The organism is Polaromonas sp. (genome assembly GCF_049790275.1).
Lineage (GTDB): Bacteria > Pseudomonadota > Gammaproteobacteria > Burkholderiales > Burkholderiaceae_C > Polaromonas.
Genome location: NZ_JBAQYR010000140.1, coordinates 1 through 16,020, shown reverse-complemented (window position 1 = coordinate 16,020; position 16,020 = coordinate 1). Strand labels below are relative to the sequence as shown.

The following is a 16,020-nucleotide window of genomic DNA, read 5'->3' as shown; positions in this document are numbered from 1 at the left end:
GGACGCAAGCAGCTACCAAACTGGTAGCGCTCAAGTGGCGGGAAGACGGCGCTGCTGGAGCGCCAGCCAGGCCAGCGCCAGACCTGTCAGCCCCAGAGGCAACAGCGAGCCCAGGTTCAGCAGCGTCCAGCCCTGGGTGGTGACCAGCACGCCGGAGGCCAGCGAAGACAGCGCCAGCACCGCGAACACGCAGAAATTCAGCGCGCCCTGCGCCTTGTCTTTTTCTTCCGGCCGGTAGGCCGTCAAGGCCAGCGTGGTGCTGCCGGTGAACAGGAAATTCCAGCCCACGCCCAGCAGGAACAACGCCACCAGGAACTGGTGGAGGTCAACGCCCGACAACGCCACCAGCACACACCCTATGTTGAGCGCCAGGCCCACGGCCATGATGGGCAGGGTGCCGAAACGCTTGATCAGGTGGCCGGTGAAAAAGCCGGGCGCGAACATGCCGATCACATGCCACTCGAGCACCAGTGCCGCATCGGAAAATGGCAGGCCGCAAACCTGCATCGCAATCGGCGTGGCGGCCATCAGCAGGTTCATCACGCCAAAGCCCAGGGCGCTAGCCGTGGCGGCAACAATGAAAACAGGCTGGCGCATGATCTCGCCCAGCGGCCGGCCGCCGCCGGCTGCCTGTTTGGCCGGTGGCGGCGGAAACTGCATGAAAGCCAGCAGCGCCATGGCCAGCAGCGCCACCCCGGCCAGGGCCAGGTAGGCGCCGGCAAAGGGAACGGCGGTCAGTGTGCGCGTGCCTGCCGCGAGATTGGGGCCGGCAATGGCACCGATCAGGCCGCCGGCCATCACCAGTGAGATGGCTTTTTCCCGAAAGGCCGGCAGCGCCAGTTCGGCGGCGGCAAAACGGTAGAGCTGCGCATTGGCGTTGTAGTAACCCGCGATCACGGTGGCTGTCACCAGCAGCCAGAAGTTTCTGCTGTACGCCGCATAGCAGCACAGCAGCGCAGAAAGCACTGCCACCAGCAGGCCGAGCTGGAACGATGTTTTGCGGCCGAAGCGGCTCTGCGTGCGCGCGACGATGCCGGTTGACAGCGCACCGCCGACAACATAACCCATCACGGGCAAGGTCGCCATCCAGCCCAGCGGCGCCAGGTTCAACCCGACCAGGCCATTGATGGCGATGAAGGTGACATTGTTGGTGAGAAACAGTCCCTGGCAAACAGCCAGCAGCCAGAGGTTGCGGTTCATGGTTGACTCATGGTGAGCAGGGCCAGGCAGGCGAGCGGCGCTGTTTCGGCGCGCAGGACACGCGGCCCCAGGTTGACGGGTGTAAAGCCCTGGGCCAGTGCGGCGTCTTCCTCGGCGGCGCTGAGGCCGCCTTCCGGCCCGCTGAGCAGTGTCACGGCGGCTGCGCTGCCCCATGTTGCCATGGCCTGCGCCAGCGGCTGCGTACCTGCTCGCAGTGACAGCAGCAGCCGGGGCTCCTCTGCCGTGGTGGCGGGCAATGTGCGAAGCCAGTCCCCGAAACTGGCGACTTCATGCAGCGGCGGCAGGCGGTTACGGCCGCACTGCTCGCAGGCCGCTGTGGCGACAGCTTGCCAGTGCGCGAGTTTTTTGTCGGCGCGTTCACCTTTGAGACGCAGCACCGAGCGTTCGGCCATCAGCGGCGTGATGCTGGCTGCGCCGAGTTCACTGGCTTTTTCCACCAGCCAGTCCATGCGTTCGTTGGCCGGCACGCCGACCGCCAGATGCACGGGCCGGCTGGTTTCGCGTTCGACCGGGTCGTGCGCACCCACCACCACCTGCACGTCACTGCGGCCCATGCGTTCAATCGTCGCCTCGAATTCGCCACCCTGGCCGTTGAACAGCGTGATCACATCGCCGGGTTGCAGGCGCAGCACCTGGACGTGGCGCGCGGTTCGTTCGGGCAGGGCCAGCGAATCGCCGGTACGCAGCGGCAGGTCGGCGTGGAAACGGGCCGTCATGGTGTGTTTTCTGCAGGCTGCTCTACAGGCCGCGACTTGCTATCAAACAAGTAGCTGGCAGTGCCCGCCCACAAAGGGCTGCTGGCCGATTTGATGCATGGATTCAAGATCAAAACGTGTAACCTACCCGGGTTTCGTTGCCCTCGATCTCGTCGAGCAACACCATCAGCGGACCGAGCTGGCGGTAGCGTGCGCAGGTGGCGCGGGCATAGCCGATAAAACGCGGCGTGTCGGCCAGGTATTTGGGCTTGCCGTCGCGCAGGGTCAGGCGCGCAAAGATGCCGAGGATCTTCAGGTGGCGCTGCAGCCCCATCCACTCGACGGCCCGGTAAAACTCGCCGAAATCGTCACCCACCGGCAGGCCTGCCTTACGCGCCTGCTCCCAGTAACGTACGGTGATCTCGAGCACAAAGTCTTCTGGCCAGCTGATGAAGGCATCGCGCATCAGGCTGGCGATGTCGTAGGTGATGGGGCCGTAGACGGCATCCTGGAAATCTAATACCCCCACGCTCCCCACTTCGTGTGGTTCGCTGCCCCCCGAGGGGGCGCTGCGCCTGCGGCCCGGCAAAGCCGGCTCCGCGGCCCCGGTTGGCGAAGAAAGATTTCTCACGCCTGCCGCTTCTATTGGGCCGCCCACCATCAGGTTGCGGGGCATGAAATCGCGATGCACGTAAACGCGTGCGCCGTCCAGCGACTGCAGGTTGCTGGCCTTGATCTGCGCGAACAGCGGATCGAGTTTGTTCCGCAGGGCGTCGTTCACAGCGATGCCGCGGTGTCTTTGCACATACCAGTCGGGAAACAGCGCCAGCTCGCGCGACAGCAGGGCGTCGTCGTAAGGCGGCAGGACGCCGGGTCGCGAGGCCCCTTGCCAGCGGACCAGCGCATCAATGGCCTCCCGGTACAAGGTGTAGGCGCGTTTTTCCCTGTCGGCCTCGGGTTGCTGTTCGATCACCTCGAGCATGGTTTTCGCACCCAGGTCACTCAGCAGCATGAAGCCTTCCGCCCTGTTCCAGTCGAGCACGCGCGGGGCATTCAGCCCGGCGCCCGCCATCAGTTCTGCAACCTTGACAAAAGGGGCGCAGTCCTCGTGTGCGGGCGGCGCGTCCATGATGATGCAGCTGGCACCGGCCAGGGTGCGGACCCTGAAGTAGCGGCGAAAACTGGCATCGGCCGAGGCCGGTTCAACGGTGTCGGGCAGCAAGCCATGGGTTGGGGCAATGGCCTGTAGCCAGAGGACAAAGGCGCGAGCCCGGACGGCGTCAAGCCAGACAATGGGGGAATCGGTCATGCGGTCTCTCGGCCTGCCTCAAGTGGATACATCAAAAAGGTGGGGAAAACGGGCGGGTGGGCATAGGATAATCGGGCCTGCTTTCATAAACGGGTTTATCTCATACTTCCGATGCATCGCGCATCCCGCTCGCTTTTTATTCATTCTCCGGTCGCCCATGCCGTCCTCAGCCTTGTGTCCTGCACCATGCTGGGCCTGGGGCATGTGGGCACGGCTTACGCCCAGAGCCCTGGGCCATCGCAGGGGAAGGCGCAGGAGCAGCCCGTGGTGCCGGGTGTCCGGACCAGTGACGGATCGCCGGTGCAGCTCAGGAGTTCTTCCATGCTGGCGGAGCAGCCACCCGGCGGGCCGGGCATCGAGCTGCCGACCTTTGTCTATGGGGACAACCTGTCCGGCCGTCCGGAGCTTGAAATCATCATTGACGGAAATGCCGAGTTGCGCCGTGGCGGCTCGGCCATCCGTTCCGACCGGCTCGAATATGACCAGTCGACCGATGTCGTCAAGGCCCGGGGCAATGTGCGCGTCAACAGTTCGGGCAACCTGTTCAATGGACCGGAACTCGAACTCAAGCTTGATACCTTTGAAGGTTTCTTTACCCGGCCGGACTACAAATTCCTGCAAAACGGCGGCCACGGGGTGGCTGACCGCGTGGACTTCCTCGATGACAAACGCCTGACGGCCCACAACGCAACGTTCACCACCTGTGAACGCGGCGAAGGCCCGAGCTGGATGCCTGCCTGGATCGTCAGGGCGAGCACCATCAAGTTTGACAAGGAGGCCGACGTGGGTGAGGCCTCAGGGGGTGTGCTGCGCTTCATGGATGTGCCCATTCTGGCGGCGCCCACCTTCACCTTTCCGCTCAGCGACAAGCGCAAGTCGGGCCTGTTGCCGCCGACCATCGGGCTGGACAGCGTCAGCGGGACCTCTGTTTCTGTACCCTATTATTTTGACATTGCGCCGAATCGCGATGCGACTTTTGAGCCAACCTTCATGAGCAAGCGCGGGGTGGACCTGGCCGGCGAGTATCGCTACCTGGAACGCAACTACAGAGGTGAACTGCACGCCAGCCTGATGCCTGACGATCGACTGCGCGACCGCAACCGCTGGTCCTACAACTACCTGCACAACGGCGTTTACAACACCGGATTTGCGGGTATCGGCAATGTGGGTGTCAACCTGAACCTGAACCGTGTCAGCGATGACAACTATTGGCGCGATTTTTCGCGGTCGGGGTCTGGCAGTGTACTGACGCAACGACTGCTTCCAAGCGATGCCAGCCTGACATGGAGCCGGGGCTTTTTCGCGACCTCGCTGCGCACCCTCACCTACCAGACCTTGCAGGACGTGAACGCACCCATCGTACCGCCCTATAACAGGGTGCCACAGCTTACCGCGAGTTATACCCGCGTCAATGTCCCGGTGGCCGGACTGGATGGGCTCGACTATTCCGTCAGCACCGACTTCACCCGTTTTGAGTCTGACCGCACATTGACCCGGCAGCCCAATGCCAGCCGTGCTTTTGCGCTGGCACAGATCAGCCGGCCCTGGATTCGCCCCGGGGGTTACATCACCCCCAAGCTGATGCTCAACACCACGACTTACCAGTTCGACGATGCCATCATCAACGGCGCGCGTTCTGCTTCGCGCACGGTGCCAACCTTCAGTCTGGACAGTGGCCTGGTCTTCGAACGGGATGCCAGCTATTTTGGGCGGGCCTATACCCAAACGCTGGAGCCGCGCGCTTTTTATGTTCGCACGCCTTACCGCGACCAGAGTTACCTACCCAACTACGACTCGGGGGCGAACGACTTCAACTTCGCCACGGTGTTCACTGAAAATGCCTTTGTCGGCAATGACCGCATTTCAGATGCCAATTTGCTGACACTGGGCGTCACCTCGCGCCTGCTGGATCCGGAGACTGGGGCCGAGGCCTTGCGCCTGGGCTTGGCCCAGCGCCTGCGCTTTGAGGAGCAGCGGGTGACCTTGCCCGGCGTCGCACCCGTGAACGATCGTTTCAGCGACCTGCTGCTCGGCGCCACCGTGAATTTGACAAAAGCCTGGTCGCTGGACAGCACGGTCCAGTACAACCCGAAAACCAATATCTCGGAGCGGTCCACCCTAGGCGGCCGTTACAGCCCCAGTAATTATCGTGTCATCAACGCCGCCTATCGGCGCCAGCGCAATGTCAGCGAGCAGTACGATGTAGGCTGGCAATGGCCGATCAATGACTTGTGGGGCGACAAAGGCAAAGATCTGGGCGCCGGCCGCGGCCAGGGCGCCGGTCGTTGGTACACCGTGGGGCGCCTGAATTACAGTGTGCCGGACAAGAAGTTTGTGGACATGGTGCTGGGTTTTGAGTACGACGGTTGTTGCTGGATAGGCCGGGTGGTCCTGGAGCGCAGCCAGCAAAGCACTTCATCCAACGCCACGCGGCTCCTATTCCAGCTGGAGCTCGTCGGTTTCTCGCGTATCGGGTCCAACCCCTTGAAAACACTGAAAGCCAATATCCCGCGTTACCAGTACCTGCGAGAGCAGACTGTGACGCCCAGCCGCTTTACCAACTATGACTAAATCCAGCCTTTTTTCACCCCCTGGTCTCCGTTCTTCTGCTGTCGCGGCGCTGCTGCTGGCGCTGGCCTTGCCTGCCGAGCAGGTCCAGGCCCAGACCCTCCGGCTGCCGGGCCAGTCGCGTGCCCCCGGCCTGGGTGTCCTCGGCTTGGGTGGAACGGCTGCAGCAGCGCGGCAGCAGCAGGCCGACTTCATCGTGGCCGTGGTCAATTCCGAACCCATCACCAACAACGAGGTGCGCGCGCGCCTGCTGCGCACCCAGCAGCAGATGACGCAGCAGGGCACGGCCATGCCACCCAGGAATGAATTGGTCAAATTGTTGCTGGAGCGCATGATTGTTGAACGTGCGCAGTTGCAGCTGGCCCGGGAACAGGGGGTGCAGGTCAGCGACAGCACGGTGGATGACGCCGTGCTCAACGTCGCCAAGCAGAACCAGATCTCGGTCGATGAACTGCGCCGGCGCATGACGGCCGAGGGTCTGGCATTTGCCCAGTTCCGTACCGACTTGCGCAACGAGATTCTCCTGAGCCGTTTTCGGGATCGCGAACTGGAGCCCCAGGCCAAGGTCAGCGAACAGGAGATCGATGAATACCTCCGCGAGCAGGCAGCAGGCGGCAGCAACGCTGCACCCCAGGAAATCAACCTGTCCCAGGTGTTGGTGGCTGTTCCTGAAAACGCGAGCCCCGAGCAGGTCGCCAGTCTCCAGGCCCGGGCGCAACTGGTAGCGGAACGCGCCCGCAGCGGGACGGATTTTGCGGCGCTGGTCAATGAATTCTCCAACGCACCGGGGCGCAGCGCCGACGGGCAAATGGGGTTGCGCCCGGCAGACCGTTATCCGCAATTGTTTGTGGATACGACGCAAAACGTTCCCGTAGGTGGTATTGCAGGTCCGGTTCGCAGTGGCGCTGGTTTCCATGTGCTCAAGGTGCTCGAGAAAAAAAGCGCGGGCATGCCGGGCAGCACGGTGGTGCAGACCCACGCCCGCCATATCCTTCTGCGTCCCAGTGCCCAGCTCAGCGAGGAAGCGGCAGTGGCGCGCCTGGCCGATTACCAGAGGCGTATTGCCGCCGGGCAGGCGGATTTTGCGGCGTTGGCCCGCGAACACAGCCAGGACGGTTCGGCCAAAGAGGGCGGGGACCTCGGCTGGGCAAGTCCGGGGCAATTTGTGCCCGAGTTTGAAGAACGCATGAATAACCTGGCGCCCGGCCAGATCGGCGCGCCCCTGGTGTCGCGTTTTGGTGTTCACCTGATCCAGGTGCTGGAGCGCCGCACGACCCGTTTGTCCCCGCGTGAGCAGCGTGAAATGGTGCGTTCCCTGCTGCGCGAGAAAAAGCTCGAGGAAGCCTATGTTGCCTGGGCGCAGGAAGTACGCGGCCGCGCCTATGTGGAATACCGCGAAGCGCCGCAGTAAATGTTGCCCCCACGGTCGCTCACTGCGTGTAGCTCCCTGCCCCCCGAGGGGGCCGCTGCGCCTGCGGCCCGGCCAAGCCGGTTCCGCGGCCCCTGCTGGTTGGGGGAGAATCGCAAGCCTGCCATTTCCCGCACTAGTCCCCGGCCGCATTTTTCCGGTCCCCTGTGAAACATATTCCCCGCAAGCGATTTGGCCAGCATTTTCTGACCGATCGCGCCATCATTGATGCCATCGTGGATGCGATTGCCCCCGGTGCCGGTCAGGCCATGGTGGAGATTGGTCCCGGCCTGGCGGCCCTGACCCAGCCGCTGGCGGAGCGCCTGGGCAAGCTGACGGTCATCGAGCTGGACAGGGACCTGGCGCAGCAGCTGCGGGCTCATCCGCAGCTTCGGGTGATCCAGGCCGATGTGCTCAAGGTCGATTTTGTCCAGCTCGCCTCCGAATACGCAGGGTCTTCCGGGAAAATCCGTGTGGTTGGCAACCTGCCATACAACATCTCCACGCCCATCCTGTTTCACCTGCTCGATGCGGTTGATGTAATAGCAGACCAGCACTTCATGCTGCAAAAGGAAGTGATTGACCGCATGGTGGCGCAACCCGCGACCAGCGACTATGGCCGGCTCAGTGTGATGCTGCAGTGGCGTTATGCCATGGACAATGTGCTGTTTGTGCCGCCCCAGAGTTTTGATCCCCCGCCACGGGTGGACAGCGCCATCGTGCGCATGGTGCCGCACAGCACGCCCGCCGCGCTGGCCCCGACGCTTTTGAGCGAGGTGGTCCGCGTGGCTTTCAGTCAGCGTCGCAAATTGCTGCGCCATTCATTGGGCAAATGGCTGGAGCAAAAGCAGCATGCCGGGCCGTTTGACCTGCAGCGTCGGGCTGAGGAGGTTCCGGTGGCCGAGTACGTGGCCCTGACTCAGGCGCTGGAAGCGACAAGCACGCCGTGACCTGCACCTGAAAAGCAAAAAGCCCGTCGACGACGGGCTTTTTTAATGCAGCGGCACCTTACGCCGCTGCCAGCCAATACCCCGCGTTGAACGGGCTGCTCATGCGCAGCGCCAGTGGCGACACGTCGAGCAGTTTGTCGGTCGGCATTGGTTCTTCACCGTCTGCGCTGTTTGCTTGCTGGGCCTCATTCGCCCGATCCCCTTGGCCAATGTCTGGGGAGCGGGCTACAGAAAAGAATAGAAACATCTGAACGGAATCTTTCGATCCGCCCAGTAATCCGCGGCATCCCTGAAGATGTCCAGCAGCTGTTCGCGAGCCTCCTTGTCGAATTTGGCATGAGCAGGAATCTGCTCAAGCAAGACAATAAAGCCGGGTTGCGGTCCGGATTTGTGAACCAGGTCCGTCATGCAGTCGTACAGCGCATCAAAGTTTTTGCCAAAGTGCGCCGGGAATGTGTACTGTGCCGCGATCATGTCCAGCACGTCCTGCTTGCTCTGGGCGTTGCCCAGGTTGGCATAGAGGAAGTGGTGGCCGAGCTGCGTGGCAGCCTCCTGCAAATCCTGAACGCGGAACGCGCGTATGGATTGCACGATATTGGGTCTAACAGTACGAAGTGGCATGTCCATCTCCGTGTCTCTTTCTCTTAAGTCAATAACTCAAAGTTGACAATCACTGCTGAACCTTATTGAGCGATTCTGCGAAAACTCGCGTAGTGATCATCGGTGTAGTAACAAGCATCGGGCGAGGTGGGTACAAAACCACCACAAACGATGCGCCGGGCACCCCGACTGCGTTCACCTGGAGTTTTGACGGTGTACTCGCGGTAGTAACCGCGATTTTTGGCGGGAAGCATTCTTTCCCTGTTGCCAAACACCGCACCGTCCTTGTCGTACCTGAACGGTCCCCCCTGGTAAATCAAGCTGACCATGTGGCGCCCCTGCTCAGGCAGGGCTGCAACCGAAATCGTACTGATTTCGGCTCCTGGAATCGGCCCCTTGGCCTGGACGCTGGCTGGGCTGAATCCCGTGCTCAAAGCAGCCAGAATGACTGCCGCGGCTAGCTGCCAACCAGCCCCATTTTTTCGCAACATGGAAAATCCGTTATTTTTCTTGAATCAGGGCCAGCCGTCAATCCTCTGGATTTGCCGGGTTAACCCTTAAATTTCAAGAGACAGAGTTTGACGCATCTGGCAAAAAAACGCAAGTCCCTGCCCAAAATTCAGGCAATTCCTCCCTCTTGGTGAGGGCAAATAAGTTAGTGCTAGCTGTCTAAGAAAAGCTTATCGGGAAGCGTTAGCGTCAGCTACCGTCAGGGCTGTCATATTGACGATCCGGCGTACCGTGGTGCTGGCGGTCAGGATATGCATGGGTTTCGCGGCACCGAGCAGCACCGGGCCGATGGCGATGTTTCCGCCTGCTGCCGTCTTGAGCAGGTTGTACGCAATGTTGGCCGCATCGATATTGGGCAGAACGAGCAAATTGGCGGCGCCGGCCAAGGTGCTGTTGGGCATGACGGCAGCCCGGGCTGCGGCGTCCAGGGCCACATCGCCATGCATCTCGCCGTCCACCTCCAGCCAGGGGGCTTCGTCGCGCAGCAGCTGCAAAGTGTTGCGCATTTTCAGCGCGCTGGGCAGATTGGACGAACCGAAATTCGAATGCGACAGCAGCGCCGCTTTGGGCTTGATGCCGAAACGCATCATTTCCTCGGCCGCCAGCGTGGTGATCTCGGCCAATTGTTCCGCCGTGGGATCGTAATTCACGTGCGTATCCACCAGAAACACCTGGCGGTCAGGCAGCATCAGCCCGTTCATGCAGGCATAGGTGCAAACGCCGGGACGCTTGCCGATCACCTGATCCAGGTAGTTCAGGTGGTGGGCGGTGGTACCCCAGGTGCCGCAAATCAGGCCGTCCACATCACCTTTGTGCAGCAGCATGCCGGCAATCAGTGTCAGTCGGCGGCGCATTTCGATTTTGGCCATCTGTACCGTCACGCCCTGGCGTTCCAGGAGGCGATGGTAGGTTTGCCAGAAGTCCCGGTAACGATGGTCCTGCTCGACATTGACCACGTCGTAATCGAGCTCTTCCTTCAGCCGCAGCCCGAACTTTTCAATGCGTTGCGCGATGATCGCAGGCCGGCCGATCAGCGTCGGGCGTGCCAGGTCTTCATCCACCACAATCTGGCAGGCACGTAACACGCGTTCCTCTTCGCCCTCGGCATAGGCCACGCGTTTTTTTGCGGCTTTTTTTGCGGTCGCAAAAATCGGCTTCATGGTCGTGCCCGAGGCATAGACGAAGCTCTGAAGCTTCTCGCGGTAAGCGTCCATGTCGGTGATGGGGCGCAATGCCACGCCGCTGTCCGCCGCCGCCTGCGCCACGGCCGGCGCAATTTTCATCATCAGGCGCGGATCGAAGGGCTTGGGAATCAGGTATTCAGGCCCAAAGGCGAGTTTCTCGCCCGTGTAAGCGGCGGCCACCACCTCGCTCTGCTCGGCCTGGGCCAGTTCGGCGATCGCGTGTACCGCGGCGATTTCCATCTCGATGGTGATCGTGGATGCACCCGCGTCCAGCGCGCCGCGGAAGATGTAGGGAAAACACAGGACGTTGTTCACCTGATTCGGGTAGTCGGTGCGGCCGGTGGCCATGATGGCATCGTCACGCACCGATTTGACATCTTCCGGCGTGACTTCCGGGTTCGGATTGGCCAGCGCAAAAATGATCGGTTTGGCGGCCATCTTTTTGACCATGTCTTTTTTGAGCACGCCTCCGGCCGACAGGCCGAGGAAGATGTCGGCGCCTTCAATGACATCACTCAATGTGCGAGCGGACGTTTTCTGGGCGAACTGGATCTTGTCTTCATCCATGAGTTCGGTGCGTCCTTCGTAGACCACGCCGGCCAGATCCGTGACATAGATGTTTGCACGCGGAATGCCCAGCTTGAGCAGCAGGCCCAGGCAAGCCAGTGCTGCTGCACCTGCGCCCGAAGTCACCAGCTTGACCTGCGACGGGTGTTTGCCGACAACCTTCAGTGCATTCAGGATCGCCGCGCCCACGGTGATGGCCGTGCCATGCTGGTCATCATGGAACACCGGGATCTTCATGCGCTTGCGCAGCTCGCGCTCTATGTAAAAGCAGTCCGGTGCCTTGATGTCCTCCAGGTTGATGGCGCCAAAGGTGGGTTCCAGCGCGGCAATGATGTCAACCAGCCTGGCCGGGTCCTTCTCGTCGATCTCGATGTCGAACACATCAATGCCTGCGAACTTCTTGAACAGAACGCCCTTGCCTTCCATGACTGGCTTGGAGGCCAGCGGGCCGATGTCGCCCAAGCCCAGCACCGCTGTGCCGTTGGTGACGACCGCTACCAGATTGCCCCGAGCGGTGTATTTGAACGCGGCATTCGGATCCTTGACGATTTCTTCGCAGGGGGCAGCCACACCGGGCGAATAGGCCAGCGCCAAGTCGCGTTGGTTGATCAGCTGCTTGGTGGCCGCGATGGAGATTTTTCCAGGCGTCGGGAATTCGTGGTACTCCAGCGCGGCGCGGCGCAATTCTTCACGTTTTTCCTGGCTGTCGGGGGCGGCTGGCACTGCGGGCATCAAGTTGTCTCCTGGACGGCGGCCCCGGCAGGGCCGTCAAGTTCTTGTAAGGTCTGCGATTGTAGGCGGTCCAAGGGGAAAACCCTAGTAAGTGAATCTACGCAAAAACAGCACAACGGTTTTTCTTTTTCGAGGGAGGCAGAGCGATTTCAGTCGTTTGCCTGCGCGTTAAATGACATTGGCGGAAATAGGCCGACGATGGCGATGCATTGCACCTGCCGACGAAGTTTGCAAATGCCGGCTGGAATGTTGCACGGGTAACGTCGCAATGCTTCTGCCTGTTTCCATATCCCGGTGATTTCGCACTTGCCGGGCGTGAAAAAAAGCGCATATTTGTTGTTTGGTGCTGCATGAATAGGTCATTTTCATTCATACAGCGTTCCGAACGTTGACTAAAGACCGAATAAATGGTTAATACAATTTGTTGCGATTGGCAAATATTAACCATGAATTCGTTTTGACGCGCCCCGGCTTGTCTTTTTCTGCTCTTATTTTCTGCACGGGACTTTCGAGCTTGGGCTGCTTTTCCGCGCAAGCACAGCTGGTTCAGCGGCCGGACGCAGGCATCCTGCAGGAGCCGCAACGCCCCATCCAGTTGCTGCCTCAGCCGGGGGCGCCTGTCATCAGCCTGCCTCCTGCAAAACCAGTCACCTCGGGTACAGCCGCAGTGCGCATGAAACCGGCCGCATTCCGGTTCGAGGGCAACAGTCTTTTTGATGACCAGACGCTCGCTGCCGTGCTGGCAAACCGTATCGGCCAGCTGACCGACCTGGCCGGCCTGCGTGAAGCGGCAGGCCTTATCAGCCAGTACTACCGGACTCAGGGCTACTTGCTGACCGAGGCCTATTTGCCCGAGCAGGCCTTTCAGGCCGCAGGGGGGACGGTCACTATCGCCGTGATCGAGGCCCGGATTGGCCGGGTTCATGTGCAGATGGAAGGGGACAGCGGCTCGGCCTCCTACGCGCAGCGCGTGGTGCATGCCAACCTCCAGCCAGGAGCCTTGATCAGCGAATACTTGCTGGACAAGCCCGTGCTGCTCCTTCGCGATCTTGCAGGCGTGCACGCCAGTGCAACGGTAGAGCCTGGCCTGAAGCCGGGGCAAGCCGATGTGACGGTGACCATTCGTTCCCAGGGGGTGGCCGTTGATGGATCGGTAGGCATGGACAATTTCGGGGCACGTGCGGCCGGGCCTTTGCACGTGTCCGGCAACCTCAATGTCAGCAATCTTCTGGGGACCGGCGACGTTTTCAGCGCGCGCGCGCAGCTCAGCGACGCGTCGCGCAGCCAGCTTTATCGCCTTGCCTACGCCCTGCCGGTGGATACAAGCGGAACCCGCCTGACCGTGAGCGCTGCGCGGACCGACTATGCCCTTGGCGAGCCCTTCACCGCACTGGGAGCCACCGGCAAGGCGGAGGTCCTGGGCTTGGCGTTGACGCGGCCGTTGATCCGCTCGCGTGAAAGCAACCTCTATGGGCTGCTCAGCCTGGAGGACAAAAAATTCAGCGACCAGCTCACCACGCCGTCCAATGACAATGAACGCCGCATCATTGCCGCGCGCGCCGGCGTGCTGGGCAACTTCACGGATGAACTCGCCGGTGCGGGGGGGGCCAACAGCTATGCGCTGACAGGAACACTGGGGCGCACCCGGCTGGACGCCCTGAGCCTGGGTTTTGACCAGGGTCCTGGCGGGCTTCGCACGGCTGGCGGCTTCGGCAAACTCAATCTTGAATTCCAGCGAGCGCAATTTTTCAACAATCCTTCCAGCCTTCATGTGAGCCTGCAGGCGCAAATGGCGTCAAGAAACCTGGCGTCTGCGGAAAAAATGGCGCTCGGGGGCCCCAACGGTGTTCGTGCCTATCCGGTGGGTGAGGGGATAGGCGATGCGGGACTGCTCCTCAATCTTGAATACCGGTACCAGCTTCCCGCGGGCATCGCGATGGCGGGTGAGCCGGTCAGCCTGGCTGCCTTCTACGACTACGGAACCGTCCGGGTGAACTCCGACGACACTGCAGTGCCTGGCGCGACCAACCGGGTATCCCTGGGCGCTGTGGGGATAGGCGCGCTGGCGGGCCGGGTCAACAATTTTCTCATCACCACCTACCTGGCCTGGCGGACCACCCGGTCAACGCCCTCCACCGGCGAACCCGACCGTTCACCCCGCGCATGGGTCTCTGCCCAGAAATGGTTCTAAGGCCATGACGCAGGCAATCCCACCGAAAAGCTCCATCACCCGGCAGGGCACCTACCGGCCCTGGACCGTGCGCACGGTGGTGGTTCGTCTATCACGCAAGCTGACCGCCACCTACCGGCTGCACGCCGGACGGATGTTGTCGCGTTTGCTGGTCACCATGCTGGCGGGTTTCTCGACGCTGGCAACTGCGCTGCCCGAGGGCGTCAACGTGGTCGCAGGGCAGGCCACCGTCAGTACGCCTGGCGCCAACGCCATGGTGGTCACGCAGGGAAGTGACAAGGCCATACTGAACTGGCAAAGCTTCAATATCGGCGTTGGCCAGTCCATGCAGTTTGTGCAGCCCAGTGCGGCCTCCGTTGCACTCAACCGGGTGGTGGGCGCCAATCCTTCGTCCATCTACGGTTCACTCAGTGCCAACGGCCAGGTGTTCCTGATCAACCCTGCCGGCGTGATGTTTGCGCCGGGTGCCCAGGTCAATGTGGGCAGCCTGGTTGCCACAACGCTGGGCATCAGCAACGAAGACTTTATTGCCGGCCGGTATACCTTCGGCAGCAACGGCAACACGGGCAGCGTGACCAACGACGGGACCATCAACGTCGCGCGCGGCGGCTACGTCCTGCTGGCGGCGCCTTCCGTAAGCAACACCGGAACCATCAACGCCGACGCAGGTTCGGTCGGACTGGTGGCAGCTTCGCGGGTGTCGATTGATAAAAGCGGTGCCGGACTCGTCCGTTTTTCAATGGATGCCGCGGCGGCGAACGCGGTCGCGGCCAACAGCGGTGTGATCACGGCGCAGGGCGGCCATGTGGCCGTGCTGGCCAGCGCGTTGGGCGACGCCATGGCCACGGTCATCAACCAGTCGGGCGTGATACGCGCGACTTCCGCAACGGAGCGCAACGGAATGATTGTGCTCAGCGGAGGTTCCCAGGGCGTGGTGCATGTGTCCGGGACGCTGGATGCCAGCGGCGCAGCCGCGGGCCAGACCGGCGGCACGGTGCATGTGCTGGGTGACAAGGTGGCGCTGGATGCCGGCGCTTCCATCGATGTGTCCGGCCCCGCGGGGGGGGGCACGGCGTTGATAGGCGGCGACTACCAGGGTAGCAACGCGGCGATTCAGAATGCGTCGCGTACCTACATTGCCGCGGGCGCCACTGTGCGCGCCGACGCCACGGACAGCGGCAACGGCGGCAAGGTGGTGGTCTGGGCAGACGGCGACACCCGGCACAAGGGCGCCGTCAGCGCGCGCGGCGGCGCGGCGGGAGGCGACGGTGGTTCTGTAGAAGTTTCCGGCAAGCAACAGCTGGACCTGCAAGGCAGCATTGATGTCGCCGCGCTCGCCGGGACGGGCGGCAAGGTGCTGCTTGATCCACAGGACATTCTCCTGAACGCAACGACGCAACCCTCGCCACCGAACAATTCCAGCGGGACACCGGATGTCGCCTTTGCCGATGCGCCCGCGGCCGGCACCTACACCATCCAGGTCGCTGACGTCACCGGCTACAGCGAGCTGCACCTCCAGGCCACGCGCAACATCACCCTGGCCAGTGCGCTGGCGATGACGTCGGGCAACAGCGTGAAATTCGAAGCAGGCAACACCATTGCCATCAACGCCGCACTCACTGCTTCAGGCGGCATCAGCCTGTCGGGTGCGAACGTCACCAGCACGGCGGCCGGCGTGATCACAAGCACCGGAGCCAGCAATACCAACGCGGGCAATGTCAACATCGCCGCAACGGGAAATGTCAGCCTGGCCGGCAATATCGTGGCCAATGGCGGTGCGGCGGTTGCAGGTAATCCAGGCCGAAATGGCGGTGCGATCAGCATCACCGGCGCAGGCGTGGCGCTGGGTGCGGCCGCACTCACCGCCAGCGGTACAGCTGGATCGGGCGCCAGCCAGCCCGGCGGCGCCGGTGGAACCATCAGCGTCACATCCACCAACGGCATCTCGGGCACGGGTGCCATCACCGCCAGCGGCGGCTCGGGCGGGACCGGCAACGCAGCAGGTGGAAACGCTGGCACGATATCGGTAAGCAATAGCGGCGCGGGCAACATCAGCACCGGCGCGCTGACGGCACAGACAGGCGC

12 protein-coding genes are annotated in these 16,020 nt (G+C 62.1%); 5 read left to right on the top strand and 7 right to left on the bottom strand.

Annotation, left to right across the window (positions count from 1 at the left end; translation table 11 throughout):
• Positions 1–30: 30 nt before the first annotated feature.
• The 3 genes from WA904_RS19245 to WA904_RS19235 form a co-directional block, all read right to left on the bottom strand.
• Positions 31–1,200, bottom strand: a complete 1,170-nt coding sequence (locus WA904_RS19245; RefSeq protein ID WP_425198738.1) for an MFS transporter — start codon at positions 1,198–1,200, stop codon at positions 31–33.
• The gene (locus WA904_RS19240) at positions 1,197–1,937 is read right to left on the bottom strand and encodes a 16S rRNA (uracil(1498)-N(3))-methyltransferase (protein WP_425198737.1); all 741 of its coding nucleotides are present in this window, start codon (positions 1,935–1,937) and stop codon (positions 1,197–1,199) included. Before WA904_RS19240 ends, WA904_RS19245 begins: the two co-directional genes overlap by 4 nt.
• 109 nt (positions 1,938–2,046) lie before the next feature.
• Positions 2,047–3,225, bottom strand: a complete 1,179-nt coding sequence (locus WA904_RS19235; RefSeq protein ID WP_425198736.1) for an aminoglycoside phosphotransferase family protein — start codon at positions 3,223–3,225, stop codon at positions 2,047–2,049.
• Between the two features lie 111 nt (positions 3,226–3,336).
• Between WA904_RS19235 and WA904_RS19230 the strand changes: the two genes are divergently transcribed.
• From WA904_RS19230 to rsmA, 3 genes are all read left to right on the top strand, one after another.
• Positions 3,337–5,796 carry an LPS-assembly protein LptD gene (locus WA904_RS19230; protein WP_425198735.1) on the top strand — a complete coding sequence of 820 codons (2,460 nt, stop codon included), beginning with the start codon at positions 3,337–3,339 and terminating at the stop codon, positions 5,794–5,796.
• The gene (locus WA904_RS19225) at positions 5,789–7,204 is read left to right on the top strand and encodes a peptidylprolyl isomerase (RefSeq protein ID WP_425198734.1); all 1,416 of its coding nucleotides are present in this window, start codon (positions 5,789–5,791) and stop codon (positions 7,202–7,204) included. Before WA904_RS19230 ends, WA904_RS19225 begins: the two co-directional genes overlap by 8 nt.
• A gap of 164 nt (positions 7,205–7,368) precedes the next feature.
• Positions 7,369–8,151: a 16S rRNA (adenine(1518)-N(6)/adenine(1519)-N(6))-dimethyltransferase RsmA gene (gene rsmA / locus WA904_RS19220; RefSeq protein ID WP_425198733.1), complete on the top strand. Its 783-nt coding sequence runs from the start codon at positions 7,369–7,371 to the stop codon at positions 8,149–8,151.
• A 225-nt stretch (positions 8,152–8,376) separates the two neighbouring features.
• On the opposite strand, the gene WA904_RS19215 is transcribed toward rsmA, so the two are convergent.
• From WA904_RS19215 to WA904_RS19200, 4 genes are all read right to left on the bottom strand, one after another.
• The gene (locus WA904_RS19215) at positions 8,377–8,778 is read right to left on the bottom strand and encodes a barstar family protein (RefSeq protein WP_348067988.1); all 402 of its coding nucleotides are present in this window, start codon (positions 8,776–8,778) and stop codon (positions 8,377–8,379) included.
• Positions 8,779–8,834: 56 nt separating this feature from the next.
• Positions 8,835–9,242 (bottom strand): ribonuclease domain-containing protein, encoded by a 408-nt coding sequence (locus tag WA904_RS19210; protein WP_425198732.1) that lies wholly within the window; start codon positions 9,240–9,242, stop codon positions 8,835–8,837.
• 189 nt (positions 9,243–9,431) lie between these two features.
• A complete protein-coding gene (locus WA904_RS19205; RefSeq protein WP_425198731.1) occupies positions 9,432–11,744 on the bottom strand; it encodes an NADP-dependent malic enzyme in 2,313 nt (770 codons plus the stop codon).
• A 97-nt stretch (positions 11,745–11,841) separates the two neighbouring features.
• Entirely contained in the window at positions 11,842–12,327 is a 486-nt protein-coding gene (locus WA904_RS19200) for a hypothetical protein (RefSeq protein WP_425198730.1), read from the bottom strand.
• A gap of 90 nt (positions 12,328–12,417) precedes the next feature.
• Between WA904_RS19200 and WA904_RS19195 the strand changes: the two genes are divergently transcribed.
• The gene (locus WA904_RS19195; protein ID WP_425198729.1) at positions 12,418–13,935 is read left to right on the top strand and encodes a ShlB/FhaC/HecB family hemolysin secretion/activation protein; all 1,518 of its coding nucleotides are present in this window, start codon (positions 12,418–12,420) and stop codon (positions 13,933–13,935) included.
• Positions 13,936–13,939: 4 nt separating this feature from the next.
• Positions 13,940–16,020: filamentous hemagglutinin N-terminal domain-containing protein (locus WA904_RS19190; protein WP_425198728.1), on the top strand; the 2,081-nt coding region annotated here is incomplete at its 3' end.

Coding starts and splice junctions, on each gene's coding strand:
- WA904_RS19225 (WP_425198734.1), top strand. CDS start 5,789: ATGACTAAATCCAGCCTTTTTTCACCCCCTGGTCTCCGTTCTTCTGCT.
- WA904_RS19235 (WP_425198736.1), bottom strand. CDS start 3,225: ATGACCGATTCCCCCATTGTCTGGCTTGACGCCGTCCGGGCTCGCGCC.
- WA904_RS19205 (WP_425198731.1), bottom strand. CDS start 11,744: ATGCCCGCAGTGCCAGCCGCCCCCGACAGCCAGGAAAAACGTGAAGAA.
- WA904_RS19240 (WP_425198737.1), bottom strand. CDS start 1,937: ATGACGGCCCGTTTCCACGCCGACCTGCCGCTGCGTACCGGCGATTCG.
- WA904_RS19210 (WP_425198732.1), bottom strand. CDS start 9,242: ATGTTGCGAAAAAATGGGGCTGGTTGGCAGCTAGCCGCGGCAGTCATT.
- WA904_RS19215 (WP_348067988.1), bottom strand. CDS start 8,778: ATGGACATGCCACTTCGTACTGTTAGACCCAATATCGTGCAATCCATA.
- WA904_RS19230 (WP_425198735.1), top strand. CDS start 3,337: ATGCATCGCGCATCCCGCTCGCTTTTTATTCATTCTCCGGTCGCCCAT.
- WA904_RS19195 (WP_425198729.1), top strand. CDS start 12,418: ATGAAACCGGCCGCATTCCGGTTCGAGGGCAACAGTCTTTTTGATGAC.
- WA904_RS19245 (WP_425198738.1), bottom strand. CDS start 1,200: ATGAACCGCAACCTCTGGCTGCTGGCTGTTTGCCAGGGACTGTTTCTC.